Origin of the sequence: Pantoea agglomerans NBRC 102470, from assembly GCF_001598475.1 — a bacterium.
GTDB classification, from domain to species: Bacteria; Pseudomonadota; Gammaproteobacteria; order Enterobacterales; family Enterobacteriaceae; genus Pantoea; species Pantoea agglomerans.
On record NZ_BCZA01000001.1, the window covers coordinates 160,891 to 185,251 of the forward strand.

At 57.5% G+C, this 24,361-nt stretch carries 24 protein-coding genes; 19 read left to right on the forward strand and 5 right to left on the reverse strand.

From position 1 onward, the window contains the following. The first annotated feature begins 1 nt into the window (after position 1). From PAG01S_RS00770 to PAG01S_RS22370, 14 genes are all read left to right on the forward strand, one after another. Positions 2–565 (forward strand): COG4648 family protein, encoded by a 564-nt coding sequence (locus PAG01S_RS00770; protein ID WP_033779443.1) that lies wholly within the window; start codon positions 2–4, stop codon positions 563–565. Next, entirely contained in the window at positions 562–1,881 is a 1,320-nt protein-coding gene (locus PAG01S_RS00775; protein ID WP_081114136.1) for an AMP-binding protein, read from the forward strand. The genes PAG01S_RS00770 and PAG01S_RS00775 overlap by 4 nt, the downstream gene beginning before the upstream one ends. After that, entirely contained in the window at positions 1,868–2,215 is a 348-nt protein-coding gene (locus tag PAG01S_RS00780; RefSeq protein WP_062757368.1) for a 3-hydroxyacyl-ACP dehydratase FabZ family protein, read from the forward strand. The genes PAG01S_RS00775 and PAG01S_RS00780 overlap by 14 nt, the downstream gene beginning before the upstream one ends. Further along, positions 2,209–3,918, forward strand: coding sequence for a glycosyltransferase family 2 protein (locus PAG01S_RS00785; protein ID WP_062757370.1), 1,710 nt, complete (start codon positions 2,209–2,211; stop codon positions 3,916–3,918). Before PAG01S_RS00780 ends, PAG01S_RS00785 begins: the two co-directional genes overlap by 7 nt. After that, a complete protein-coding gene (locus tag PAG01S_RS00790) occupies positions 3,911–4,324 on the forward strand; it encodes an acyl-CoA thioesterase (protein ID WP_031594668.1) in 414 nt (137 codons plus the stop codon). Before PAG01S_RS00785 ends, PAG01S_RS00790 begins: the two co-directional genes overlap by 8 nt. After that, complete coding sequence (locus PAG01S_RS00795; RefSeq protein WP_010246442.1) at positions 4,318–4,926, forward strand: LolA family protein; 609 nt, start codon at positions 4,318–4,320, stop codon at positions 4,924–4,926. Before PAG01S_RS00790 ends, PAG01S_RS00795 begins: the two co-directional genes overlap by 7 nt. Then, positions 4,913–7,219, forward strand: coding sequence for an MMPL family transporter (locus PAG01S_RS00800; protein WP_062757372.1), 2,307 nt, complete (start codon positions 4,913–4,915; stop codon positions 7,217–7,219). The genes PAG01S_RS00795 and PAG01S_RS00800 overlap by 14 nt, the downstream gene beginning before the upstream one ends. Continuing rightward, positions 7,216–7,788 carry a DUF3261 domain-containing protein gene (locus tag PAG01S_RS00805; protein WP_022625891.1) on the forward strand — a complete coding sequence of 191 codons (573 nt, stop codon included), beginning with the start codon at positions 7,216–7,218 and terminating at the stop codon, positions 7,786–7,788. The genes PAG01S_RS00800 and PAG01S_RS00805 overlap by 4 nt, the downstream gene beginning before the upstream one ends. Beyond that, positions 7,785–8,945 (forward strand): beta-ketoacyl-[acyl-carrier-protein] synthase family protein, encoded by a 1,161-nt coding sequence (locus PAG01S_RS00810; protein ID WP_062757373.1) that lies wholly within the window; start codon positions 7,785–7,787, stop codon positions 8,943–8,945. The genes PAG01S_RS00805 and PAG01S_RS00810 overlap by 4 nt, the downstream gene beginning before the upstream one ends. Then, a complete protein-coding gene (locus PAG01S_RS00815) occupies positions 8,935–9,411 on the forward strand; it encodes a hotdog family protein (protein ID WP_062757375.1) in 477 nt (158 codons plus the stop codon). Before PAG01S_RS00810 ends, PAG01S_RS00815 begins: the two co-directional genes overlap by 11 nt. Further along, positions 9,408–10,139: a 3-ketoacyl-ACP reductase FabG2 gene (locus tag PAG01S_RS00820; protein ID WP_062757377.1), complete on the forward strand. Its 732-nt coding sequence runs from the start codon at positions 9,408–9,410 to the stop codon at positions 10,137–10,139. Before PAG01S_RS00815 ends, PAG01S_RS00820 begins: the two co-directional genes overlap by 4 nt. Next, the gene (locus tag PAG01S_RS00825; RefSeq protein WP_170933488.1) at positions 10,136–11,371 is read left to right on the forward strand and encodes a beta-ketoacyl-ACP synthase; all 1,236 of its coding nucleotides are present in this window, start codon (positions 10,136–10,138) and stop codon (positions 11,369–11,371) included. The genes PAG01S_RS00820 and PAG01S_RS00825 overlap by 4 nt, the downstream gene beginning before the upstream one ends. Before the next feature lie 132 nt (positions 11,372–11,503). Further along, positions 11,504–11,647 (forward strand): hypothetical protein, encoded by a 144-nt coding sequence (locus PAG01S_RS22365; RefSeq protein WP_010246429.1) that lies wholly within the window; start codon positions 11,504–11,506, stop codon positions 11,645–11,647. Between the two features lie 39 nt (positions 11,648–11,686). Next, positions 11,687–11,860, forward strand: a complete 174-nt coding sequence (locus PAG01S_RS22370; RefSeq protein WP_010246427.1) for a hypothetical protein — start codon at positions 11,687–11,689, stop codon at positions 11,858–11,860. Here the strand turns inward: PAG01S_RS22370 and PAG01S_RS00830 are convergent. Continuing rightward, positions 11,848–13,011 carry a glycoside hydrolase family 1 protein gene (locus tag PAG01S_RS00830; RefSeq protein WP_062757378.1) on the reverse strand — a complete coding sequence of 388 codons (1,164 nt, stop codon included), beginning with the start codon at positions 13,009–13,011 and terminating at the stop codon, positions 11,848–11,850. The genes PAG01S_RS22370 and PAG01S_RS00830 overlap by 13 nt on opposite strands. Before the next feature lie 154 nt (positions 13,012–13,165). On the opposite strand from PAG01S_RS00830, the gene PAG01S_RS00835 reads away from it, so the two are divergent. Further along, complete coding sequence (locus PAG01S_RS00835; RefSeq protein ID WP_033766913.1) at positions 13,166–14,626, forward strand: phospholipase D family protein; 1,461 nt, start codon at positions 13,166–13,168, stop codon at positions 14,624–14,626. A 296-nt stretch (positions 14,627–14,922) separates the two neighbouring features. On the opposite strand, the gene mdoC is transcribed toward PAG01S_RS00835, so the two are convergent. Beyond that, positions 14,923–16,056 (reverse strand): glucans biosynthesis protein MdoC, encoded by a 1,134-nt coding sequence (mdoC, locus tag PAG01S_RS00840; protein WP_062757380.1) that lies wholly within the window; start codon positions 16,054–16,056, stop codon positions 14,923–14,925. A gap of 268 nt (positions 16,057–16,324) precedes the next feature. Between mdoC and PAG01S_RS00845 the strand changes: the two genes are divergently transcribed. From PAG01S_RS00845 to PAG01S_RS00855, 3 genes are all read left to right on the forward strand, one after another. Next, entirely contained in the window at positions 16,325–17,860 is a 1,536-nt protein-coding gene (locus PAG01S_RS00845; RefSeq protein ID WP_170933489.1) for a glucan biosynthesis protein G, read from the forward strand. Further along, positions 17,853–20,405: a glucans biosynthesis glucosyltransferase MdoH gene (gene mdoH, locus PAG01S_RS00850; RefSeq protein ID WP_010669828.1), complete on the forward strand. Its 2,553-nt coding sequence runs from the start codon at positions 17,853–17,855 to the stop codon at positions 20,403–20,405. The genes PAG01S_RS00845 and mdoH overlap by 8 nt, the downstream gene beginning before the upstream one ends. 134 nt (positions 20,406–20,539) lie before the next feature. Continuing rightward, positions 20,540–20,779, forward strand: a complete 240-nt coding sequence (locus PAG01S_RS00855; RefSeq protein ID WP_010669829.1) for a YceK/YidQ family lipoprotein — start codon at positions 20,540–20,542, stop codon at positions 20,777–20,779. Here the strand turns inward: PAG01S_RS00855 and PAG01S_RS00860 are convergent. The 3 genes from PAG01S_RS00860 to PAG01S_RS00870 all read right to left on the reverse strand — a co-directional run bounded on the left by PAG01S_RS00860 (position 20,770) and on the right by PAG01S_RS00870 (position 23,021). Beyond that, on the reverse strand, positions 20,770–21,171 hold the full coding sequence (locus PAG01S_RS00860; RefSeq protein ID WP_010246413.1) for a MysB family protein: 402 nt from the start codon (positions 21,169–21,171) through the stop codon (positions 20,770–20,772). The genes PAG01S_RS00855 and PAG01S_RS00860 overlap by 10 nt on opposite strands. Before the next feature lie 130 nt (positions 21,172–21,301). Then, on the reverse strand, positions 21,302–21,568 hold the full coding sequence (locus PAG01S_RS22535; protein ID WP_010669830.1) for a hypothetical protein: 267 nt from the start codon (positions 21,566–21,568) through the stop codon (positions 21,302–21,304). A 529-nt stretch (positions 21,569–22,097) separates the two neighbouring features. Continuing rightward, entirely contained in the window at positions 22,098–23,021 is a 924-nt protein-coding gene (locus tag PAG01S_RS00870) for a Kdo(2)-lipid IV(A) acyltransferase (RefSeq protein ID WP_010246409.1), read from the reverse strand. A gap of 252 nt (positions 23,022–23,273) precedes the next feature. On the opposite strand from PAG01S_RS00870, the gene trhO reads away from it, so the two are divergent. Further along, complete coding sequence (gene trhO / locus PAG01S_RS00875; RefSeq protein WP_010246407.1) at positions 23,274–24,323, forward strand: oxygen-dependent tRNA uridine(34) hydroxylase TrhO; 1,050 nt, start codon at positions 23,274–23,276, stop codon at positions 24,321–24,323. Positions 24,324–24,361 lie beyond the last annotated feature (38 nt).

The following is a 24,361-nucleotide window of genomic DNA, read 5'->3' on the forward strand; positions in this document are numbered from 1 at the left end:
CGTGCCTGCTGCTACGCTTCGTCTGCTGAATCTGCTTACGCTACTGGCCTGGCCACTGCTGGTCTGGCTGGCGCTGACCCAGCCGCGCTGGCAGGGGCTTTTCTGGCTGCTGGCACTGCTGTTTGGCCTGCGCTGGCTACAGCTGCGTCGTCAGCAAAACGCCATGGGGGCGGTCATGGGCTGGCTGGCGCTGCTCGGCGCACTGCTCTGTGTCAGCAGCCAGCTATTACGCACTCAGCATCTGCTGCTGTGGTATCCGGTGGCGGTCAATCTGGCGATGCTGCTGGTGTTTGGCGCCTCACTCTGGAGTGCGATGCCGCTGGTGGAACGCATCGCCCGGCTGCGTGAGCCCGTGCTTCCCCCTGCGGCAGTGCGCTATACCCGCCGCGTCACCCAAATCTGGTGCCTGTTTTTTATCGGCAACGGCAGCATGGCGATCTATACCTGTTTGCTGGGCGATCTGCGGCTCTGGACGCTGTGGAATGGCGGCATAAGTTATCTGCTAATCGCAGTGCTGATGAGCGCTGAATGGCTGGTACGTCAGCGCGTGAGGCGAAAAGCATGAGAGTGGCAGACTGGCTGACGGGAGACGATCGCGAGGTCGCCTGGCGCGGCGATCAACGTTTGATGCTCAGCACGATGCATCGTCAGGTCGTGGCGCTCAGCCAGCGATTAGCGGTACAACCGGGCAGCCACTGGGCGCTCTGCTTTGATGACAGCTACCGTTTTTGTGTGGCGCTGCTGGCATGCTGGTATGCCGGTAAAACGCCGGTGATGCCGGGTCACTGCCGCGCCGCGCTGCTGGATGAGAGGCAGGATCGGCTGGATGGCGTGCTGTGCGACATGCCGCTGGCGGTCAGTCTGCCGCTGCTGGCGTGGGACGACGCAGAAACGCAGGGGCCGCTGCCGCCGCTGCCGGAGAGTGCAGAACTGGTGCTCTTCACCTCGGGATCCACCGGCGCACCGCGTCAGGTGGTGAAGTCGCTGGCGGTGATGGAGCAGGAGAGTCGCTGGCTCAGCAGCCTGTGGGCCGAACAGTTGGGTGGGTGCCGGGTCATCGCCTCGGTCAGCCATCAGCATCTGTATGGTTTATCGTTTCGAATTTTCCTGCCGATGACGCTCAGGCTGCCGTTTGCTGCCCAGCCGCTGTTTTACGGCGAACAGCTGGCCCAGCTTCCGCGCCACGTTCGCTATGCCTTTATCAGCAGCCCGGCCTTTTTATCGCGGCTGGACAGCACGCTGAAAGCGCCCGCCTGTGAACTGATTGTCTCTGCCGGTGGCGCACTGCGCGACTCTGATGCGGAGCAGGTCTGGCAGCGCTTTGGCTGTCAGGTCAGTGAAATCTACGGCAGCACCGAAACCGGCATTCTGGCCTGGCGTCAGTGCGATCGGGCGGAGGCGCCGTGGCGCCGCTTCCCGCAGGTCAGGCTGGAGCAGGTGACGCCCGATCGCTGGCAGGTCTGGTCGCCGCTGATTGCCGGTGACAGCGGGCTGCAGCTCGACGATCGACTGACTATGCAGCCGGACGGCGGATTTCAGCTGGCAGGCCGCCACGATCGCATCGTAAAAATCGGTGACAAGCGCATCTCATTAAGCGAGATAGAGCGCCGTCTGACCGACCTGCCGGAAATCGAGGATGCCGTAGCGCTGGTGGTCACGCGTCATGAGCGTCAGGCGATTGGCGTCGTGCTGGCGCTGAACAGCGCACTGGATGAGGCGGCTCTGCATCAGCGCAGGCAGCAGTGGAAACGCCAGCTGCAGCGCTGGCTGGAACCGCTGGCGATGCCGCGCTACTGGCGGATTGTGGCCACTATTCCGGTGACCACCCAAAGCAAACGCGCCTGGCCGCAAATAGAGGAACTTTTTCATGTTGCCGATTGAATGCAGCCGGGAGCTGCAGGCTGACAGCGTCACGCTGATCCTGCAGATAGATGCCGGACTCTTCTGGTTTCAGGGCCACTTTCCGCATCTGCCCATTCTGCCGGGTGTGGCTCAGCTCGACTGGGTGATGCACTACGGCGTATCACTGCTTGCGCCCGGTAAACAGTTTGCCGCCGTTGATAACATTAAATTTCAGCAGCCGGTATTACCCGACTCGCTATTGCAACTGCATCTGGACTGGGACGCTGAAAAATCCCGCCTGAGTTTCCGTTACAGCCTGCTGAAGAACGACGGCGAGCAGATCGCCAGCAGCGGGAAGATCGCGCTGTGTTAAGCGCCCCGTTTTCACCCTGCGTGGTGATCCCCTGCTACAACCACGGCGCGATGATGGCGTCAGTGCTGGCACGGCTGGCACCCTTTAATCTGCCGGTAATCGTGGTGGATGATGGCAGCGATGCGGCCACTCAGCTTCAGCTGGCGACGCTGCACGCCCCGCAGCTCAGCCTGCTGCGACTCGACAGCAATCAGGGTAAAGGCGCGGCGGTGATCCACGGTCTGCGGGCCGCGGCGGCACGCGGCTTCACCCATGCGGTGCAGCTTGACGCGGACGGCCAGCATCAGGCGGAAGATCTGCCGCTGATGCTGGGGGAAGCGGAGCGTTATCCCGACGCGCTGATCTCCGGTCAGCCGCTCTATGACGACTCGATCCCCAAATCACGCCTTTACGGTCGCTACATCACCCACTTCTGGGTCTGGATTGAAACGCTGTCGCTGTCGATCCGCGACAGCATGTGCGGCTTCCGCGTCTATCCCCTGGCCGCGACGCTGGCGCTGTGCGATCGCCGGGCCATCGGTCAGCGCATGGATTTTGATACCGAGATCATGGTGCGGCTCTACTGGCAGGGAACCCGCAGTCGCTTTATCCCGACCCGCGTCACCTATCCGGCCAGCGGGCTGTCACACTTCGATGCGCTCTACGACAACCTGCGCATCTCCTGGATGCACACCCGGCTGTTTTTCGGCATGCTGCCGCGCATTCCTCGTCTGCTGGCGATGCGTAAACCGCCGACGCACTGGTCTGCGGAAACGGAGCGGCGCGGACAGTGGGGATTACGTTTTATGCTGGCGGTCTATCGCTACGGCGGGCGGCTGCCCTTTACGCTGCTACTCTGGCCGGTAGTGGCGGTCTACTGGCTGAGCGGTCAGCGCGCGCGACGCGCTTCCCGGCAGTGGCTGGCGCAGGTCACTACCGCCGCGCAGCAGCAGCAGATTGCGTTACCGCCACGGCTTAACAGCTACCGCCATTTCCTGCGGTTCGCCGGGGCAATGCTGGATAAAGTGGCCAGCTGGCGCGGCGATCTGCGCTGGGGACGTGATATCGATTTTGCGCCAGGCGCAGAAGCGGTGATCCGCACACCCACGCCGCAGGGCAAGCTGATTCTCGCTTCCCATCTTGGCGACATTGAAGCCTGTCGCGCGATGGCGCAGCAGGTCAGCGGGCTGGTGATTAATGCGCTGGTGTTTACCGACAACGCCCGGCGTTTTCGGGCGGTGCTGGAAACCATCACCCCGCAGGCGGGGGTGAATCTGATGCCGGTGAGCGATATCGGGCCGGAGACCGCTATCCTGCTGCAACAGAAGCTGGATGCGGGCGAATGGGTGGCGATTGTCGGGGATCGCACTGCGGTCAATCCGCAGCGCGGCGGCGAGCGGCGGGTGATCTGGAGCGACTTTCTGGGCCGCGCCGCGCCCTTTCCACAGGGGCCGTTTGTGCTGGCGGCTGCGTTGCGCTGTCCGGTGCTGCTGATGTTCGCCCTGCAGCAACAGGGTAAACTGCGTATTCACTGTGAGCCCTTCGCCGATCCGCTGCTGCTGCCGCGTGCACAACGTCAGCAGGCACTGCAACAGGCGGTCGATCGTTACGCAGCGCGGCTGGCCCATTACGCACTGCTGGCGCCGCTCGACTGGTTTAACTTTTTCGATTTCTGGACGCTGCCTGATCAACAGGCGCACCACAAGGAGTCTGACCATGACTGAACATCATGCTGAAGTCGTGCTGACCGTCTCATTCCACGACTGCGATCCCATGGGCGTGGTCTGGCACGGCAACTATTTCCGCTTTTTCGAAGTGGCGCGTGAAGCCCTGCTGCGCAGCATTAACTACAGCTATGCCGAGATGGCCGCCAGCGGCTATGTCTGGCCGGTGGTCGATACCCGGGTCAAATACCGCCAGCCACTGCGCTGCGAAGAGACGATTCGCGTCAGCGCCCGGATCACGGAATATGAGAACCGTCTGCGCATCGACTATGAAGTGCGAAATGCTGCCGGCCAGATCACCACCAAAGCGCATACTCTGCAGGTGGCGGTGGAGCAGGAGAGTCAGGCGTTGTGCTTTGTTTCACCCGATATTTTACTGGAACGTTTAGGAGTGAAAGGATGCTGAAAATTGTGCTTACCAGCCTGCTGCTGTGGGCCAGTGCCGCCAGCGCGGTCACGCTGGATCAGCTGCAGCAGCGTTTTGCCAGCCAGCCTGTGATTCGGGCAGACTTTATCCAGACGCGCACCATTTCCGGCATGCGTCAGCCGCTGGTCTCGCACGGGCAGATGCTGATCGCTCGCGAGCAGGGCTTATGGTGGCATCAGCAGACACCCTTTGTGATGACGCTGCTGCTGGATGATAAACGCATGGTGCAGAGCCTCAGCGGCCAGAAGCCTCAGGTAATCACCGCCGACAGTAACCCGCAGATGTTCCAGTTCAACCATCTCTTGCGGGCGCTGTTCCAGGCCGACCAGAAAGTGCTGAACGAGAACTTCAGCGTGGCCTTCAGCGATCGCGGCAACGGAGCCTGGACGCTGGAGCTGACGCCCAAAGCGGCGCCGCTCAACAAAATCTTCAACCGTATCTCGCTGGCGGGCAGCGCCTACCTGGACAGCATCAACCTGGATGATAAGCAGGGCGATAAAACGCAAATAGAGCTCAGCAACACCCGAATTGAACCGCCGCAGTTAAGCGACGAGGAGCAGGCGCGTTTTGCCGGGCCGTAACGATCGGCTGCTGGCCCTCCTGTGGCTGGCCCTCTGTCTGCTGCTGGCGGCTGCGCTCTCTTTTTTGCTGCCGCGTAGTCAGCTCAACAGCAGCGTGCTGGCGCTGCTGCCGCAGCAGAATCTGGGGGCGGCACCGCCTGCGCTGCAGCAGGGCTTTATGCAGCGGCTGGATCGCCAGCTGGTGTGGCTGGTTTCACCCGGTGAGCAGGACGATCCCCAGGTCGCCGCCTGGTGGCTGGCCCAGCTGCGCGCGCTGCCTGACCTGAAACAGGTGCAGGGTGATCTCGACGGGCAACAGCAGCAGCAGTGGGGCCGCTTTGCCTGGCAACACCGTAACGGCCTGATCGATGAGGTGACGCGCGACCGCTTGCAGAACGGCGGCGAGGCGCAGGCTGACTGGCTGCTGGCGCAGCTCTTTTCGGCCTTCTCTGGCGTCAGCAGCAAAGAGTTGCAGGGCGATCCCCTGATGCTGGTGCGGGGTTCGCAGCTGGCGCTGGCACAAAACGCCGGGCGCATGACGCTGCATGATGGCTGGCTGACAGTAAAAGATGCACAGGGTCAGCAGTGGTATTTTCTGCATGGCGAACTGGCGAACAACGCCTTCAGTATGCAGCAAAGTCATGCGCTGGTTACCCGACTCAGCGCGCTGGAGCAACAGCTTAAAAGCCGCTGGCCGCAGGCGAAACTGCTGACGCGTGGCACGGTGCTGTTCAGCGACAACGCCAGCCAGCGTGCGCAGCATGACGTTAAAACGCTGGGCAGTGTGACGCTGGGTGGCGTCGTCCTGCTGGTGCTGCTGGTCTTTCGCTCACTGCGCCCGCTGTTGCTGACGGTCACGTCTGTGGCCATCGGCGCGATGGCGGGCACGGTGATGACGCTGCTTTGCTTCGGTGAACTGCATCTGATGACGCTGGTGATGAGCCTGAGTATTGTCGGCATCTCTGCGGATTACACTCTCTATTATCTCACCGAGCGCATGGTGCACGGCGATCAGCAGACGCCGTGGCAGAGCCTGCGAAAAGTCCGCGGCACGCTGCTGCTGGCGCTGGCGACCACCGCCATCGCTTGGCTGCTGATGCTGCTGGCACCGTTCCCGGGGCTGCGGCAGCTGGCGGTGTTTGCCGCCAGCGGATTAACGGCCTCCTGTCTGACGGTGATTCTGATCTATCCGTGGCTGGTACGCGGATTACCGGTGCGTCCGGTGCCGCTGATGGTGCCGCTGGCGCGCTGGCTTGCCGCCTGGCGTCGCCAGCGCGGGCTGCGCGTCGGATTACCGATGGCGATGGCGATCTTCGCGCTGGCCGGTATCGCCCAGTTAAAGGTGGATGATGACATCGCCCATCTGCAAAGTGCGCCTGCGCATCTGCTGGAGCAGGATCGCCAGCTGGCAACCCTGACCGGACAGCGCGCCGATCAGACCTGGTTTGTGGTCTGGGGCGATGACGCGCAGCAGACGCTGCAGCGGCTGGAAAAACTGGCACCGGATCTGCACCAGGCGCAGCAGCAGGGCTGGCTGCAGCACTATCGTCTGCTGCCGCTGACGTCGCTGGCGCAGCAACAGCGGGATCTTCAGCTGTTGAAACAGGCAGTACCGGATATTACGGCCCGCCTGCAGCAGGCGGGTATCACGCTGCCGGCACCGGATCTGACCCCGATGCCGGTAACGCCAGAGGCGTGGCTGTCGAGTCCGCTGAGTGAAGGCTGGCGACTGCTGTGGCTGACGCTGCCAGACGGGCGCAGCGGTGTTTTGATCCCCACCAGCGGTGTAAAAAACAGCGCTGCACTCGCGGAGCTGACCAAACAGCGTCCGGGCGTCAGCTGGATTGACCGCAAATCAGGTTACGATTCGCTGTTCAGCTTCTGGCGCACCCTGCTGAGCGGGTTACTGGCGCTGGCGCTGCTGCTGATCACCCTGAGTTTTGTCCTGCGACTGGGGTTAAAGGCGGGCTTACGCAGCGCGCTGCCGTCAGTGCTGTCGCTGGCGATGGCGCTGGCAACGCTGGGCTGGATCGGCGCGTCGCTGAATCTGTTTGCCCTGCTGGCACTGATTCTGGTGCTGGGCATCGGCATTAATTACACGCTCTTTTTCAGCAACCCGCAGGGTACGCCGCTGACCTCGTTGCTGGCGGTGTCGCTGGCGATGATTACCACCTTACTGACGCTGGGTATGCTGGTATTCAGCAGCACCAGCGCGATTGCCAGTTTTGGCACAGTGTTATGCAGCGGCATCTTCAGCGCTTTCCTGCTGTCGCCGCTGGCGATGCGACCCACCCGATCAAGGAGTAAACGATGATCCGCGCCGCTCTTATTCTGCTGACGGCTCTGCTGCTCAGCGCCTGTGCCGGACCTGCACCCGACAGCAGCCGTCCCACCGCCTGGCTGAAACCGGGCGTGAAGGTGACGCTGCCACCGCCGGGCATCCGTCCCGCCTTCCAGCAGCAGCAGTTGCTGACCGGACAGGTGAAAGGCCAGAGTCAGTCACTGCTGGTGCTGCTCAGCGCCGATGAACAGCAAATTGATCTGGCCGGACTCTCCTCGGTGGGTATTCGCCTGTTCAGCCTGCGCTACGATGCCAGCGGTATTCACACCCAGCAGCTGATGCCGCTGCCGCAGATGCCGCCTGCCAGTCAGGTGCTGGCGGATATTATGCTCAGTTACTGGCCACGGGAGCTGTGGCAAAAACAGCTGCCGCCAGGCTGGACGTTGCAGGATCAGGGGTTAAAGCGACGGCTGATCGATGCCGATAATAAGCTGGTTACCGAAATCGATTATCTGCAACGCGGTAATCAGCGCCAGCCCATCAGCATTCAGCAGCATGCGTTTGGCTATCAGATCCGCATTCAACATCTGGACGGCTCATGATTTACATCTCTGCCATCGGCATGCTGAATGCCCTGGGGAACAACACTCAGCAGATTGCGGCCAGCCTTACCAGGGGTGAGGCACCCGGCATGCAGCTGCGTCATGGCTGGCTGAGCGGCGACCGCGCCTGCTGGCTTGGCAGAGTTGAAGGCGATTTGCCATCGATTCCTGCTGCCCTGAGCGCGCACAACACCCGTAATAACCAGCTGCTGCTGGCCGCGCTGGCGCAAATCCGTCCGGCGCTCGACGCGGCGATTGCGCACTATGGTGCCAGCAGAGTGGCAGTTGTGCTGGGAACCAGCACCTCGGGCGTGGATGAGGGCGATCAGCAGATTGGCGGCAGTCAGTCCGGTTATCACTATCAGATGCAGGAGCTGGGCGATCCCTCCCGTTTCCTGGCTCACTATCTGCGCCTGGATGGCCCGGCCTATACCATTTCAACCGCCTGCTCCTCCAGCGCCCGCGCCATTATCAGTGGTGAGCGTCTGATTGCGGCGGGGCTGGCGGATGTGGCGCTGGTGGGCGGTGCGGACTCGCTGAGCCGGATGCCGATCAACGGATTTGACAGCCTGGAGTCGCTCTCTGAACGTCGCTGCGCCCCCTTCAGCCGCGATCGCGACGGCATCTCGATTGGCGAAGGGGCCGCACTGATGCTGCTGACGCGGGAACCGCAGCCGCTGGCGCTACTGGGAGCTGGCGAATCGTCTGACGCCTGGCACATGTCAGCTCCCCATCCGCAGGGCGAGGGCGCTGAACGGGCGATGCGTATGGCGCTGCAACAGGCGAACCTGTTGCCAGAGCAGGTGGGTTATATCAATCTGCACGGCACTGCAACGCCGCTTAACGACCAGATGGAAGCTGCCGTGATTCAGCGTCTGTTTGGCAATGCGGTGCCGTGCAGCTCGACCAAACATCTGACCGGCCATACGCTCGGCGCAGCAGGAGTGTGTGAAGCCGCCCTCAGTGCGCTGATCCTGCAAAACAATCTGCCACTGCCCGCACAGGATTTCAGTGCGGCGGCGCAGGATGAGACGCTGCCGGATTGCGGATTGTTATTACAGCCACAGGCGCTGCAACGGCCTGTCATCGCTTCTAACTCCTTTGCCTTTGGCGGCAACAACACCTGTCTGATTCTGGGACGCCAACATGGTTATTAATTCTCCCGCGGCACGCTGGCTGCCGCACGCTGCGCCGATGCTGCTGCTTGATCAGCTGATCGCCGTTGATGATGAACAGGTCCACTGTCAGGTGTCGACCTGCGCCGGTGGCGTACTGACACCGTTTCTGACGTCTCAGGGTGAACTGCCCGCCTGGTTTGGCGTGGAGATGATGGCGCAAACCGTGGGCGTCTGGTCGGGCTGGCATGCAAAGCAGGGCGGCGCCACCCTTATCCCGCCCGGCATGCTGCTGGGCGGACGCGGCTGGCGGGCAGAGCGATCCCTCTTTCCCGCCAGTGTTACGCTGGATATCAGAATGACGCTGCTGATGCGCGATGACCGCATGGGCAGCTTTGAGGGTGACATTCATTACGGCACCCAGCGGCTTGCCAGCGGTCGCCTGAATACGTATCAACCCAATGAAGCAGAATTACAGCAATTGATGTCACAAGGAAATCAGCCATGACAGATTCGGTATTAGTGACGGGCGCCAGTAAAGGGATTGGCCGCGCGATTGCGTTGCGTCTCGCCCAGGATGGCTATCAGGTTATCGTCCATTTCAACCGTGACCGCGCAGGCGCTAAGCAGTGCCTGCAGCAGATCGAAACCGCAGGCGGCAGCGGCCGTGTGCTGGGATTTGATGTGGCCGATCGGGCGGCAACCCGCGCTGCGCTGGAGGCGGATATTGAGCAATATGGCGCCTATTATGGTGTGGTGAGCAACGCCGGTATCACCCGCGATGCGGCGTTTCCTGCCCTGACGGATCAGGAGTGGGACAGCGTCATCCACACCAATCTCGACAGTTTTTACAATGTGATCCAGCCCTGCGTGATGCCGATGATCGGTCTGCGGCGCGGCGGCCGCATTATCACGCTCTCGTCGGTGTCGGGGATAATGGGCAATCGCGGTCAGGTGAACTACAGCGCGGCGAAAGCGGGCATTATTGGTGCCACTAAGGCGCTGGCGATTGAGCTGGCGAAACGCAAAATCACCGTTAACTGCATCGCGCCAGGCCTGATTGATACCGGTATGGAGGGGCTGGAACCTCAGGTGATTGAGGAAGCGATGAAGATCGTGCCGATGAAGCGCATGGGCGCGGCTGAAGAGGTCGCCGGACTGGCGAGCTATCTGATGTCCGATATCGCAGGCTACGTGACGCGTCAGGTCATTTCTATTAACGGAGGCATGCTGTGATCCAGCGGGTAGTCGTAACCGGCATGGGTGGCGTAACCGCCTTTGGTGAGTCCTGGGCTGAAGTTTCGGCACGGATCCGTGCGGGCCGCAATGCGGTGCGCTTTATGCCGGAGTGGCAGATCTACGACGGGCTGCATACGCTGCTCGGCGCACCGGTGGATGACTTTGTGCTGCCGGCGCACTACACCCGCAAGCGCATCCGCGCCATGGGCCGCGTTTCGCTGCTGGCAACGCGCGCGACCGAGCTGGCGCTGACCCAGGCGGGCCTGATTGACCATCCGGTGCTGACCAGCGGAGAAACGGGTATCGCCTACGGTTCTTCCACCGGCAGCACCGGGCCGGTCAGCGAGTTCGCCACCATGCTGACCGAAAAGCACACCAACAATATCACCGGCACCACCTATGTGCAGATGATGCCACACACCACGGCCGTCAATGCCGGGCTCTTTTTCGGCCTGCGCGGCCGGGTGATCCCGACCTCCAGCGCCTGTACCTCTGGCAGCCAGGCGATTGGCTATGCCTGGGAAGCGATTCGTCACGGGTATCAGACGGTGATGGTGGCTGGTGGCGCTGAAGAGCTCTGTCCGTCGGAAGCCGCGGTGTTTGACACCCTGTTTGCCACCAGCCAGCGTAATGACGCGCCGCACACCACGCCCGCACCCTTTGATCAGCAGCGCGATGGTCTGGTAATTGGCGAAGGGGCGGGCACGCTGATCCTTGAGTCGCTGGAACATGCCCTGGCACGCGGTGCAACGATCTACGCCGAGATCACCGGTTTTCATACCAACTGCGACGCCGCCCATATTACTCAGCCGCAGCGAGAAACCATGCAGATTTGCATCGAGCGGGCGTTGCAAAGCGCCGGTATCACGGCCGCAGACGTTGGTTATGTGAATGCGCACGGCACCGCCACTGAACGGGGTGATATGGCCGAAAGTCTGGCGACGGCGGCGGTGTTTGGCGAAACGACGCCGATCTCTTCGCTGAAGTCCTATTTTGGCCATACGCTGGGTGCCTGTGGGGCGCTGGAAGCCTGGATGAGCATTGAGATGATGCGGGAAGGGTGGTTTGCGCCAACCCTGAACCTGACGCAACCGGCAGCAGATGGCGGCCAGCTGGATTACATCATGGGTGAGCCGCGTAAGATTGAAACCGACTATATCCAGAGCAACAACTTTGCCTTTGGTGGCATTAATACTTCACTGATCTTCAAACGCTGGCGCGGCGTCTGATCTCAGGCCCGTGCCGCGCTGGCACGGGCCAGTTTATTTTTCGGACGAAAGAACCGGACGATAATCAGCCTTTCATCTACACTGTCACTCACCGCATCACTCCCGGCGGCCCATGTTTTTCACAGGATAGTTATGTCTTTACCCTTGCCACCCGACGATCACGATGAGCCAATTCGCCAGTCACTTGACGATGCGCACTTTGCGATAGTGGTGCTTGCGGTGACCTCGGTAACGCTTATAATCTTTGTCCTGATGATTACGCTCTGGATGAGCTGACACGCACAGGGATTCAACGGATTGAATAAGGAGAAGGCGATGGACTCCGGAGATGACAAATTAATCGCAATTATCGGTTTGCTGGCGGCCTGCCTGATCGGGGTGACCTTCCTGTTTACCATGGTCTGGCTGACCGACGTACGTCATCCTGCCGATCCCTCTCTCGACGTTCGCTCCTGTTACCCTAAAAAGCCACCTTCTCAGCACGTCTGATTTCGTGTCGCAAACTTAATCTGCTGACTGCGCAATACCAGCGCCAGCGGCTCATGCAGATTACGGTTGCCATTGGGATCGGCTAATCCCAGCAGCGGGCCAGGGGAACGCCGGTCATCGGCCCAGGCCGGATACTCCACTACCGGATAGAGCGAAATCCCCTCCACCGCAATGCCCTGATCCAGCGCCACCGCCACGTTTTCACTGATCTCCTGCAGCCAGGGGGCGCGCGCTTCACCCTCAGCTCCGGTTTCGGCAATCAGCATCGGACGCTGGTAGCGCTGCCAGCACTGCACCAGCAGAATATGCAGCGGCACACGCTCCGGATCCTCCAGCGACATCGGCTGGTCGGGGAAAAACCAGTGGTTATCGGGATAGTAGTTCAGGCCGAGGATATCCAGGCAATCTTCACTGCCGCCTAGCTCCTTATCGACGCGACCGGCCAGCATGTCCCAGGCTTCGAACTGCGCCTGATGCTGCGCATCGGCATAGGGTTTGCTGTCCGGATTGTCGGGATGATGAGCGATCTGCACCAGCGGGTCAGTCAGTACAAAACGCGCCTCCGGATAGACCTCGCGAATGGCATGTATCGCCGCCAGCGAGGCGCGGACCAGCTGGCGCTTCAGCTCTTTACCACGCTGCGCCGCATGAGGATTAAACCAGGCCACATCCGCCCCGGCCCATGACCAGAATGAGATTTGATTAACCGGTGTAAAGAAGGGGCGTTCGATGCCCTGATCGCGCATCAGTTGTGCCATCGCGCGAGCGAAACGACTAAAATGGTCAACAAATTCGGCTTTCCAGATATTAAGATGATCGGGATAACCGAAATGAGCCAGCTCCCAGATGATCTCCATCTGCTGACGTCGCGCGGCGTCGACCATCGGCAGAAAGCTCTGCCAGTCATACTGGCCAGGGATCTTTTCGATCAGATGCCAGCGCGCACCGTCGCGGGCGGTGAGCAGATGCTGCTCAGCCAGGGCAGCATAATCTTTTTCCAGCAGCATATCGTGTCCGCTGCTGATCACCATATCCAGCCGTTTACCGGGCGTACGGCAGGCGGTGGAACAGGGGAAACTGCCCTGGAAAAAGCTGCGAAACAGGCCGGGATGATAGCGCTGGCGGGCATCTGTAAGGGATTGATGAGACATATTCCTCTCCTGCCGGGATAATGCCGGTCACAGATCGTCCGGTTAAGTCTAGACTAAAAACGCCCGTGACCCCTCACTAAGTCGGAACAGAGGAATAGCATCAGAGGTCGGACCGGGGAATAATAAAAATAACTGCATTTTACAGGGAAATGTCATGACCGAAGCGTTTGAGCTCTCCCAGCCATTGGAACGGTCCAGCTGGCTGGAAACACAGCTGGAGCCAGAGTGTCTGCGCCATCCGGGTCTGAGCGGCGTCCATCAGCTGAGCGACGGGCTGGATGCTTTTGCTGCCCGCTATCTGCTGATGCAAAAAGCGGAGCGTTCACTCGATATCCAGTATTACATCTGGCAAAACGATCTCTCTGGCCGGTTGCTGTTCAGCGCCGTGCTGGAAGCTGCCCGACGCGGGGTGAAAGTGCGGCTGCTGCTGGATGACAACAATACGCCGGGCCTGGACGACACGCTGGCCCAGCTCAACCGCCATCCCAACATTGAGGTGCGGCTGTTTAATCCGTTCTCGTTTCGCACCCTGCGCGCGCTGGGTTATCTCACCGATTTTGCCCGTCTGAACCGGCGCATGCACAACAAAAGCTTTACGGTGGATGGCGTCACGACTGTGGTCGGTGGGCGCAATATCGGCGACGAATATTTCGGCACCGGCAATGAACCGCTGTTTGCCGATCTCGACGTCATGGCAATAGGCCCGGTGGTTAAAGAAGTCGCAGAGGATTTTGAGCGCTACTGGCGCAGCAAGCCGGTCTCTCCGCTGCAGCAGGTGCTGGATGAAGAGGAGCCGGAAGAGGACAGTGTGAGTCTGCCAGCAGAATGGCGTCACAGTGAACCGGTGCAGCGCTATCTTCAGCGGCTGGAAAATTCTTCGCTGCTACAGGAGCTGGAAGAGGGCACGCTGGCTCTGACCTGGGCAAAAGCGCGCCTGCTGAGCGATGATCCGCGTAAAGGGCTGGGCAAAGCGCGTGCCAGAAGCCTGCTGCCGCAGCGAATGCTGGAGGTGATAGGCACGCCGCAAAAGCAGTTCGACATCATCTCGGCCTATTTCGTGCCGACCCGCGCAGGGGTCGCTCAGCTGCTGTCGCTGAAGCGCAAAGGGGTAAAAATTGCCATTCTGACCAATTCGCTGGCGGCTAACGATGTGTCGATTGTCCATGCCGGCTACGCTAAGTGGCGCAAAAAATTGCTGCGTCATGGTATTGCGCTCTATGAGCTGAAACCGCAGGCGGGCGTGCCTGATGCCCCGCACGACCGGGGATTAACCGGTAACTCCGGCTCCAGCCTGCATGCCAAAACCTTCTCAGTGGATCAACAGACGCTGTTTATCGGCTCGTTTAACTTCGATCCCCGTTCAGCGGTGCTGAATACGGAAATGGGACTGGTGATTGAGAGTGCGGCGCTCGCCGGAGAGACGCATCAGCGTTTCAGCCAGTCAATGCGCGATCGGGCATGGACGCTGCGGCTGGATAAGTGGGGCAGGGTAAACTGGCTGGAGTATCCGGATGAGCCGCAGCAGATTGTGCATAAACACGAGCCGGGCTGCTCCTGGTGGCAACGGCTGCAGGTGCGGTTAGTGTGGCGGTTGCCGATTGAGTGGCTGCTTTAAGCTGGACCTTGCCTGGGTACAGGCGCTGGCTCAGGAAGCATACGCCCTCCGCAAAGACGCAAAACCCGCCATCCCTGGCGGGCTCAGCGCGGGCGATTACGCACCTCATCCCTGAGGTGCGCCCGTTGCCGGGCCAACGCGTTGCGTTGTTCAAAAACGCTCCCGGCGTTTTTGTCCCTGGCCCGCTATGCTTTGCTACTGGCGTATGCTCCCATCGCTTTAAACTCTTAAGCTGTCTGTGAGACACATCATTTATAGCCTGACCTCACTTATGGCCCGAGGTCACTGATCGCCTGTCATTGTGCTTGTTTACGCTCAAATTTCCCCGAGAAAAGGAACCGCAGCAGCGGGATGCGCAGGTGAATCTCATATAGCAGAAACGCGATGCCAAACACCATCAGCAGGCCAACGAAGAAGCCCAGCGTGTTGTTTTCAATGCGAGGCGTCACGTAAATGCCATACAGCAGCGTCAGCGGATGGTGCACCAGATAGATAAACAGTGATGCATTGACCAGATACATAATGCGCGGCGAATGCGAATTCAGCAGCTTATGACCAAAGCAGAAGCAGACGTTCAGCATGCAAATGCCCATCAGCGTCGAGATAATCGCATCCAGCTCATACAACCAGCCCTCACCGCTGCTCAGTCGCTGGTTGGCGCAATAGGCCGCAAACATCAGCAGCGCACCGACCCACATCACCAGATTGAAGCGGACAAACAGCTGCTTCAGCGGGGGATGTTTCCACGCCAGCGCTCCCAGCATAAAGAACGGCAGATAGAAGAGCGTCTGCATCACAATGATGCTAAACAAACCATCCATCAGCCACGCAGGCTGGAAAATAAACACCAGACGCCGGAACACGCACCAGAGCAGCGCCCACGCCAGTACGCCCGCCGTCAGCGATCCCCAGCCAACCCGCGAATAATCAATGGTGCGATGCTGATCGCGCAGCCAGCGGAAGGTCACCATCCCCAGCGTGGTCAGCATCACCAGCACCACCAGGAACCACAGGTGTGAAATCAGCTCCCACATCAGGTTATTAAACTTCTGGTACGGGGTGAAGCGGGGCCAGTCAGCCAGCTTATCCGTCCACTCTTTCAGCATAAAAAATTGCGGCAGCGTCAGCAGCGGAATGGCGGTCAGCAGCGGGATACCTACCCGTTCCAGACGCACCTTCAGGAAGCGACGTGGCTGATAGCGCAGATAAAGCATGTAGGAGAAATAGCCCGAAATGACGAAAAACACCTGCATACGAAACGCATGAATAAAATCATTCAGCAGCGTCAGCCATAACGACGCTTCATGACTGTTTACTGCCCATTTCTGCGCGGAGTAGATGAGGGAAACGTGAAACGGCACCCCCAGTAACATCAGATAGGCGCGGATGGAGTCGAGGAAGTATTCACGTTCAGGTTTTACAGTACTCATAAAGTTCCAGTTCGTTAGTACGTTTGACCGGTTTCACCCTGAAACCGGATTATGCTCTGTGAAAATTCTACCTGGGATAAACCAGGTATACTATCAGTGGAATCCGTAGTGTCTAATTGTCCTAAAAGCAGGGTTAAGCCTGACGAAATGCGGGAACAATGTTGCGCATAAGCTGTCGGAAAACCGAATAATCCTTTAAGATAAACGGGTTTGATTTAAGCACACGAAAGGGGGGGATGTGCTGACTAAAGAAAAAAATAAAGCCGGACTGATGAAGGTACGCTGGATTGGTACTGCAGTTCTGCTGGCGTTGTACGCCAATAACAGTTGGGCGTTTAACATCGACGATGTTGCCAAACAAGCCAAAGCGTTGGCAGGGAAAAGCTTCGAAGCGCCTAAAAGCAATTTACCCTCTCAATTTCGTGAAATGAAATTTGCTGATTATCAGCAGATCCAGTTTAACCACGATAAAGCGTATTGGGGCAAACTGCGCACGCCGTTCAAGCTGGAGTTCTATCATCAGGGAATGTATTTCGATACCCCGGTGCAGATCAACGAAGTGACCGCTAGCGCGGTGCGCGAGATTAAATACAACCCCGATTATTTTAATTTCGGTAATGTAAAACATGACGCGGATGCGGTAAAAAACCTCGGTTTTGCCGGTTTCAAAGTACTTTACCCACTCAACAATAAGGGTAAAAACGATGAGATCGCCAGCTTCCTGGGCGCGAGTTATTTCCGTGTCATCGGTGCCGGTCAGGTTTATGGCCTGTCGGCGCGTGGACTTGCCATCGATACGGCGCTGCCGTCCGGTGAAGAGTTCCCGCGCTTTAAAGAGTTCTGGATTCAGCGTCCTAAACCACAGGACAAACAGCTGGTGATCTACGCACTGCTCGATTCGCCGCGTGCGGCGGGTGCGTATCGCTTTGTGCTGCATCCGGGTGACGCTTCAACGGTTGATGTGCAGTCAAAAGTTTACCTGCGTGATAACGTCGGCAAACTGGGTGTTGCACCGCTGACCAGTATGTTCCTGTTTGGTCAGAACCAGCCATCGACGGTGAACAACTTCCGTCCGGCACTGCACGACTCTGACGGTCTCTCTATCCACAACGGCAACGGGGAGTGGATTTGGCGTCCGCTGAACAACCCGCGTCATCTGGCAGTGAGCACCTTCACCATCGAGAATCCGAAAGGGTTTGGTCTGCTGCAGCGTGGGCGTGACTTTAACAACTATCAGGATCTTGATGACCGCTATGATCTCCGTCCAAGCGGCTGGGTTGAGCCAATAGGCGACTGGGGTAAAGGCCGGGTTGAACTGGTTGAAATCCCGACGGCAGATGAAACCAACGACAACATCGTTGCGTTCTGGACGCCGGAGACGCTGCCAGAGCCTGGCAAAGAGATGAACTTCAAATATCGTCTGCACTTCTCGCGCGACGAAAACCAGCTGCACTCCGACGATACGGCCTGGGTCAAAAATACCCTGCGTTCAGCGGGTGACGTGAAGCAGTCTAATCTGGTGCGTCAGCCGGATGGCACCGTGGCTTTCACCATCGACTTCGTGGGTAAAGACATGAGCAAGATGGCGGAAAACAGTCAGGTGGCACCGCAGGTCAGCGTGGGTAAAAATGCTGATGTGGTTGAGCAGAGCGTACGTTATAACCCGGTCACCAAAGGCTGGCGTCTGGTGTTGCGTCTGCGTGTGAAAGATGCCAAACAGTCCACCGAAATGCGTGCGGCCTTGGTTAGCGGCGACAAGACATTGACGGAAACCTGGAGCTATCAGTTACCTGCCAATGAATAAATCGACTTTTACACCTCAACGTTATGTGGAATCTCTGCCGCTGGATGCGGCAGGGAAGGCCCGCCTGAGCGTCTCATTGCAGAATGCCAGCGAGTTCCACTTCATCCATGATGTGCTGGGCAGGGATGTCGCAGCCAGTGACCGTCCCGACGATGCGCCGTTAAAATCGGTCTCATCGCGGGTTGAAATGGCCTGGCCCGATTCGCTGGCCGAAGGTCAGCAGTTGGGTAAAGATTACCTCGACCGCACCACGCTGAAGGCGATGCCGAAGGTCAAACGCTCACTGATGTTCCCGGAAGCCTGGCGTACCAATCCGGTCGCCCGTGCATGGGACTCACTGCGTGGACACAAATCGGTGCCGCGTTATAGCAATGCGGAAGAGCGGCGTGCCGAGGAGAAGTGGCGTCATGTCGGTTCGATTCGACGCTACATTCTGCTGATCCTGACCATTTTCCAGACTGTGGTCGCCACCTGGTACATGAAGAGTATTCTGCCGTATCAGGGCTGGACGCTTCTGGATCCGATGGAGATGATCAATCAGAACTGGCAGCAGTCAGTGATGCAGATCCTGCCTTATTTGTTGCAGACCGGCATCCTGTTCCTGTTCGCCATACTCTTCTGCTGGGTCTCTGCCGGTTTCTGGACGGCCCTGATGGGCTTCCTGCAGCTGCTGATTGGACGTGATAAATACAGTATCTCTTACTCAACGGTCGGAGATGAACCGCTCAACCCGGAACATCGTACCGCGCTGATTATGCCGATCTGTAATGAAGACGTTGAGCGTGTTTACGCCGGTCTGCGTGCGACCTGGGAGTCGGTGGTTCGTACCGGTAACGCTGAACACTTCGACGTCTACATCCTCAGCGACAGTTACGATGCGGATATCGCGATTGCCGAACAGAAAGCCTGGATGGAACTGGTGCGGGATGTTGGCGGGGCAGGCAAGATTTTCTATCGCCGTCGTCGTCGTCGCGTGAAGCGTAAAAGCGGAAACATTGATGACTTCTGCCGTCGCTGGGGCAGCAACTACAGCTACATGGTGGTGCTGGATGCCGATAGCGTCATGAGCGGAGAGTGTCTCACCGGTCTGGTACGCATGATGGATGCCAACCCGAATGCCGGGATCATCCAGTCGTCGCCGAAAGCATCGGGTATGGATACGCTTTATGCGCGCTGTCAGCAGTTTGCGACCCGCGTCTACGGTCCGTTGTTCACCGCCGGTCTGCACTTCTGGCAGCTGGGTGAGTCTCACTACTGGGGTCACAACGCCATTATCCGCGTGAAACCCTTTATTGAGCACTGTGCCCTGGCACCGTTACCGGGAGAGGGCTCCTTTGCGGGTTCAATCATGTCGCATGACTTCGTAGAAGCTGCGCTGATGCGTCGTGCTGGTTGGGGCGTCTGGATTGCCTATGACCTGCCGGGATCCTATGAAGAACTGCCACCGAACCTGCTGGATGAGCTGAAACGTGACCGCCGCTGGTGTCACGGCAACCTGATGAACTTCCGCCTGTTCCTGGTGAAAGGGATGCACCCGGTTCACCGTGCAGTGTTCCTGACGGGTGTGATGTCCTACCTCTCGGCTCCGCTGTGGTTTATGTTCCTGGCGCTCTCCACTGCCCTGCAGGTAGTGCATACGCTGATGGAACCGACCTACTTCCTGCAACCGCGGCAGCTCTTCCCGGTCTGGCCGCAGTGGCGTCCGGAACTGGCAATAGCGCTGTTCTCAACCACCATGGTGCTGCTGTTCCTGCCGAAAATGCTGAGTGTCGTGTTGATCTGGTTTAAAGGATCGAAGGCCTACGGCGGACCTCTGCGGCTGCTGGCTTCACTGGTGCTGGAAACGCTGTTCTCGGTGCTGCTGGCACCAGTGCGTATGCTGTTCCATACGGTGTTTGTGGTCAGCGCCTTCCTCGGCTGGGAAGTGGTGTGGAACTCACCGCAGCGTGATGACGATGCGACACCGTGGAGCGAGGCGTTTAAACGTCACGGTTCGCAGATGGCATTGGGTCTGGTGTGGGCGATTGGTATGGGACTGCTGGATCTTAACTTCCTGTGGTGGCTGGCACCGATCGTCTTCTCACTGATTCTGTCGCCGTTTGTCTCGGTCATGTCGAGCCGCGCAACGCTGGGCATTAAGAGCAAGAAAGCGAAGCTGTTCCTGATCCCGGAAGAGTACTCACCGCCGCAGGAGCTGGTGGATACCGATCGCTATGTGGTACTGAACCGTGAGCGCGCGCTGGAAAATGGCTTTATGCATGCCTTATTCCATCCTGCCTTCAACGCGCTGGCAACGGCACTGGCCACATCGCGCCACAAGCAGAGTCAGTTACTGGACTATGCGCGTGACCGTCGGGTTGATCAGGCGCTGAGCGATGCGCCGGATAAACTGGGCCGCGAACAGCGTCTGCAGTTGATCAGCGATCCGGTGGTGCTGGCCCGTGTTCATACCCGACTGTGGGAAGATGCGGACAAGTATCATCAGTGGGTTGAGAGTTATCAAAAACTCACGCTCAACCCCAACGCGCTGGCAAACAACGCGTAATCTGAAAAAGCGGCAGCGATGCCGCTTTTTTTATCGGATTAAAACAGCGATTGGCTGATAAATTTATTGCTGGCAGTCACCGCGAGCAGCGCGTGACGATCTCAATGGCTGTTTCTTCATGGCGGATATGTGTGGTGAAAGGGTGCTTAAAGGCAGGTGTTATCGTCGCGGCTGTGCTCTGCTTAAGCGGATGCGGCAGTATTATCAGCCGTACCATTCCCGGGCAGGGGCACGGTAATCAGTACTATCCCGGCGTACAGTGGGATGTTCGCGACAGCGGATGGCGGGTCCTGACGATCCTCGACCTGCCGCTGTCGCTGGTGGTTGATACCCTGTTGTTACCGGTGGATGCCAGCCACGGTCCTTACGAGTAACTGCGATCGGAATCGCTGTTATCATCTTCCCACTCTTGCGCGGCGGCTTCACCCTCTTCGGTGTCCAGCGGCGGCTCCAGCTGGAACTCGCCGTCATCCCACTCGTGCAGGGTATTTTCTGCTAACCACTCCTGACGTAGTTCAACTTCGTCAAAATCGGCATCAAAAATGGCCTGTGCCGCTTCACCGCTACGGTAAGGCAGACATTCGCCTGCTTCACCTTCTTCTGCCATGAATTCAGCCTGCCACATGATATCGCCATCCTGCATCACATACTTTTGCAGACCAAACTGGCTGATTGATGCATCCCCTTCCTCGAGCTCCGGGTGGTTAGCGAGGAACTCTTCACGTGCAGCATCGATGGCTTCCTCTAAGGTACTGTACATGCTCATCGCTCTTCTCCTTCACGGGTCTTTGACTATGGATTTATTTGATTTCAGTGAAGGATAGACGAAATCTGAAGGAGGGGAAGGTCAGGCCGGTGCAACTGGCGGGAAATAAGCCATTTCCCGCCAGTCAGGGTCAGATCATCTTTTGCGGGAAATGCAAAACCGGTTGAACGGACTCATGAATCACGGGTGCTGAGTAGCGGATACAACATTTTATACATGGCTTAACTTTCTTAAAATTAATTCTGGCGATGGAGAGGGCCTGACTCAAATTATATAACGTGCCGATAAATATGACCTCTTCTTTATCAGGCATACGCTTGCACCCTTTACGATGAAGAAAGTGATAATTTTCCTGATCGGTACCGATTGTAACGTAATAGTAGAGACCTTTGTTCATATTAACTGTCCCATTAGAGGTTTGCTGTGTTGTCTTTTTTATAATTCTGGCCAGAGCCGTTAAAGGCCTGACTGTTACAAACGAAACTACCGATAAGCATTAATGAGTTCAAATTCCATAATGGTCTATCGGGGTGTTAAAAAAATGTAAAATGGAATATAAGCTAAATCAGCAAGGCAATCGCTTGTAAAATAAGTTAATTTTTATCGATTCATAAGCGGTAAGACACCGTTAAGACCGGCTAAATAGGATTAGGCCTGGCGTGCAGAATAATCAGCGCCATAACAGATTTAATAGCACTCGCTGCAATATTAATTAATAAATAGCGAAACAGGCTGAATGCCGCCTGCCGTCCTGTTAATTGATTAGCTTTTTTAACTTTAAACAGAGAGAAATTATATTATGAATATAGGTGTTTATTAATTACTGGACCTGCGGTTTCGCTTACAGGCTGAGTCAGCCATGAGTGATTTATTTAGCAGGGGAGTAAAACGCGCTAAATGCCTGACAGACATTTAGCGCGAACAGATTAATAACGGGAGGGTTCGCCCTCGGGGCGCGTTTTAAAGCGGCGGTGGAGCCACATATACTGTTCAGGTGCCAGCAGCACACCCTCTTCAACAACCTGATTCATTCTGGTTGCGGTTGCGACATCACTTTCCAGCGTAAATTCGCCGCTGATGTCAGGCAGTATCATCAGTTCATAGCCGCGACCCCCAGGCAGACGACGCGGTACGAAAGGGATGACAGCCGGTTTACCGGTGCGGATCAGCAGATGGGTGCCCACCGTTGTGGCTGCTTTTTCCACGCCAAAGAAGGGGACAAAGACGCTGCTGCGCGGGCCATAATCGTGGTCGGGCGCATACCAGATAATGTCACCCTGTTTCAGTGCGCGGATCATTCCTTTGAGATCTTTACGATCGAGCATGCTTTTATTCGACCGCATCCGACCTTTGACCTGAAGCCAGTCGATCAGTTTGTTGTCATTCGGGCGATAGACGCCAATGCCAGGGTTATGGATACCAAACATGCGTGCACCAATCTCCAGCGTCAGAAAGTGCATGCCGATAAGCAGCACGCCGCGCTGGCTATCGCGCGCCTGCTGAATATGCTCCAGCCCCGAAGGCGTATGCCATTTATTGATGCGCCAGTCAGGCCAGAACCACGCCATACCGGTCTCAATTAATCCCATGCCGACCGATTCGAAATTGTGTTTAACCATCGCTTCGCGTTCATTTACCGGCATATCCGGAAAACTTAATTCCAGATTACGCCGGGAAATACTGACGCGGTGTTTCATAAAACGCATCCCAATGCGGCCAATATTACAGCCGAGAACATAAAGCAGGGGATATGGAAGTAGCACCAAAAGATAAAGAGAAGCGACACCCAGCCAGGTCAGCCAATAGCGCGGGTGAAGCAGTTCTCGTGAAAACTGAGGCAACTGAGTCATGTGAAGGTTAATTTTCCTGCGTCGCGCACCGTGCGGTGCTGATATCTCGTTGATTTACACCATTGTGCCAGTTTTTGACGTGCGCTTAAATATCACTATCGGAACGTGCCATCAATGAACAAAGGTTAATAGTCCAATGTTGCTGCAAAAAACGGCAACAGGCGATCAATCTGGTCACTGGCCTTTGCATCCCGGTGAAATCAGGTATCATGTGCGCGCTAAATTTCTTCTATTGATAACAGGACGAACACCATGCCAGTGTTACATAACCTCGTTTCCAATAAAGAGCTGAAGGCGCGCATGCTGGCTGAAACCGAGCCGCGCACCACTGTCTCTTTTTATAAATATTTCCAGATTGCCGATCCCAAAGCATTCCGTGACGCGCTCTATCTTGGCCTGACAGCTCTTAAGGTCTTTGGTCGCGTCTACGTGGCCCACGAAGGCATCAATGCGCAGATCAGCGTGCCAGCCAGCCAGTATGAAAAGATGAAAGAATGGCTGTATGGCTTTGATCCGGCGCTGAACAACCTGCGGATGAATATTGCGCTGGATGATGATGGTAAATCGTTCTGGGTGCTGCGTCTGAAAGTGCGCGACCGCATTGTCGCTGACGGTATTGAAGACGACAGTTTTGATGCCAGCGATGTGGGTCAGTATCTTAAAGCGGCGGACGTAAACGCCATGCTGGACGATCCTGACGCCCTGTTCGTGGATATGCGTAACCACTACGAATATGAAGTGGGTCGCTTTGATAATGCGCTGGAAGTGCCTGCTGACACCTTCCGCGATCAGCTGCCGATGGCGGTTGAGATGCTGCAGGATCAGAAAGACAAAAAGATCGTGATGTACTGCACCGGCGGGATCCGCTGTGAAAAGGCCAGCGCCTGGATGCGCCACAACGGCTTTGAGGATGTCTATCACATTGAGGGCGGTATCATCGAGTATGCCCGACGCGCCCGTGAGCAGGGATTACCGGTACGTTTCAAAGGCAAAAACTTTGTTTTTGATGAGCGGATGGGTGAGCGGATCTCTGACGATGTGTTGTCGAACTGTCATCAGTGCGGCGAACCCTGTGATACCCACGTTAATTGTGTCAATGACGGTTGTCATCTGCTGTTTATTCAGTGCAAAAGCTGCGCGGAGAAGTTTGAGAACTGCTGTAGCCCGATCTGCCAGGAAGAGGCGAAGCTCTCACCGGAAGAGCAGCGCGCGCGTCGGGCAGGACGTGAAAATGGCAACAAAATCTTTAACAAGTCGCGTGGCCTGTTAAACATGACCATTCCCTCGCCGCTGAAGAAATAAGCGTGGCCGCCTGAAGTCAGCTTCAGGCGGCTTGCTGT

Excerpts from the sequence above, each read along its gene's own strand:
- PAG01S_RS00775 (WP_081114136.1), top strand. The coding sequence starts at position 562 with ATGAGAGTGGCAGACTGGCTGACGGGAGACGATCGCGAGGTCGCCTGG.
- PAG01S_RS00780 (WP_062757368.1), top strand. The coding sequence starts at position 1,868 with ATGTTGCCGATTGAATGCAGCCGGGAGCTGCAGGCTGACAGCGTCACG.
- PAG01S_RS00790 (WP_031594668.1), top strand. The coding sequence starts at position 3,911 with ATGACTGAACATCATGCTGAAGTCGTGCTGACCGTCTCATTCCACGAC.
- PAG01S_RS00795 (WP_010246442.1), top strand. The coding sequence starts at position 4,318 with ATGCTGAAAATTGTGCTTACCAGCCTGCTGCTGTGGGCCAGTGCCGCC.
- PAG01S_RS00805 (WP_022625891.1), top strand. The coding sequence starts at position 7,216 with ATGATCCGCGCCGCTCTTATTCTGCTGACGGCTCTGCTGCTCAGCGCC.
- PAG01S_RS00810 (WP_062757373.1), top strand. The coding sequence starts at position 7,785 with ATGATTTACATCTCTGCCATCGGCATGCTGAATGCCCTGGGGAACAAC.
- PAG01S_RS00815 (WP_062757375.1), top strand. The coding sequence starts at position 8,935 with ATGGTTATTAATTCTCCCGCGGCACGCTGGCTGCCGCACGCTGCGCCG.
- PAG01S_RS00820 (WP_062757377.1), top strand. The coding sequence starts at position 9,408 with ATGACAGATTCGGTATTAGTGACGGGCGCCAGTAAAGGGATTGGCCGC.
- PAG01S_RS22365 (WP_010246429.1), top strand. The coding sequence starts at position 11,504 with ATGTCTTTACCCTTGCCACCCGACGATCACGATGAGCCAATTCGCCAG.
- PAG01S_RS22370 (WP_010246427.1), top strand. The coding sequence starts at position 11,687 with ATGGACTCCGGAGATGACAAATTAATCGCAATTATCGGTTTGCTGGCG.
- PAG01S_RS00830 (WP_062757378.1), bottom strand. The coding sequence starts at position 13,011 with ATGTCTCATCAATCCCTTACAGATGCCCGCCAGCGCTATCATCCCGGC.
- PAG01S_RS00835 (WP_033766913.1), top strand. The coding sequence starts at position 13,166 with ATGACCGAAGCGTTTGAGCTCTCCCAGCCATTGGAACGGTCCAGCTGG.
- mdoC (WP_062757380.1), bottom strand. The coding sequence starts at position 16,056 with ATGAGTACTGTAAAACCTGAACGTGAATACTTCCTCGACTCCATCCGC.
- mdoH (WP_010669828.1), top strand. The coding sequence starts at position 17,853 with ATGAATAAATCGACTTTTACACCTCAACGTTATGTGGAATCTCTGCCG.
- PAG01S_RS00860 (WP_010246413.1), bottom strand. The coding sequence starts at position 21,171 with ATGAGCATGTACAGTACCTTAGAGGAAGCCATCGATGCTGCACGTGAA.
- PAG01S_RS22535 (WP_010669830.1), bottom strand. The coding sequence starts at position 21,568 with ATGAACAAAGGTCTCTACTATTACGTTACAATCGGTACCGATCAGGAA.
- PAG01S_RS00870 (WP_010246409.1), bottom strand. The coding sequence starts at position 23,021 with ATGACTCAGTTGCCTCAGTTTTCACGAGAACTGCTTCACCCGCGCTAT.
- trhO (WP_010246407.1), top strand. The coding sequence starts at position 23,274 with ATGCCAGTGTTACATAACCTCGTTTCCAATAAAGAGCTGAAGGCGCGC.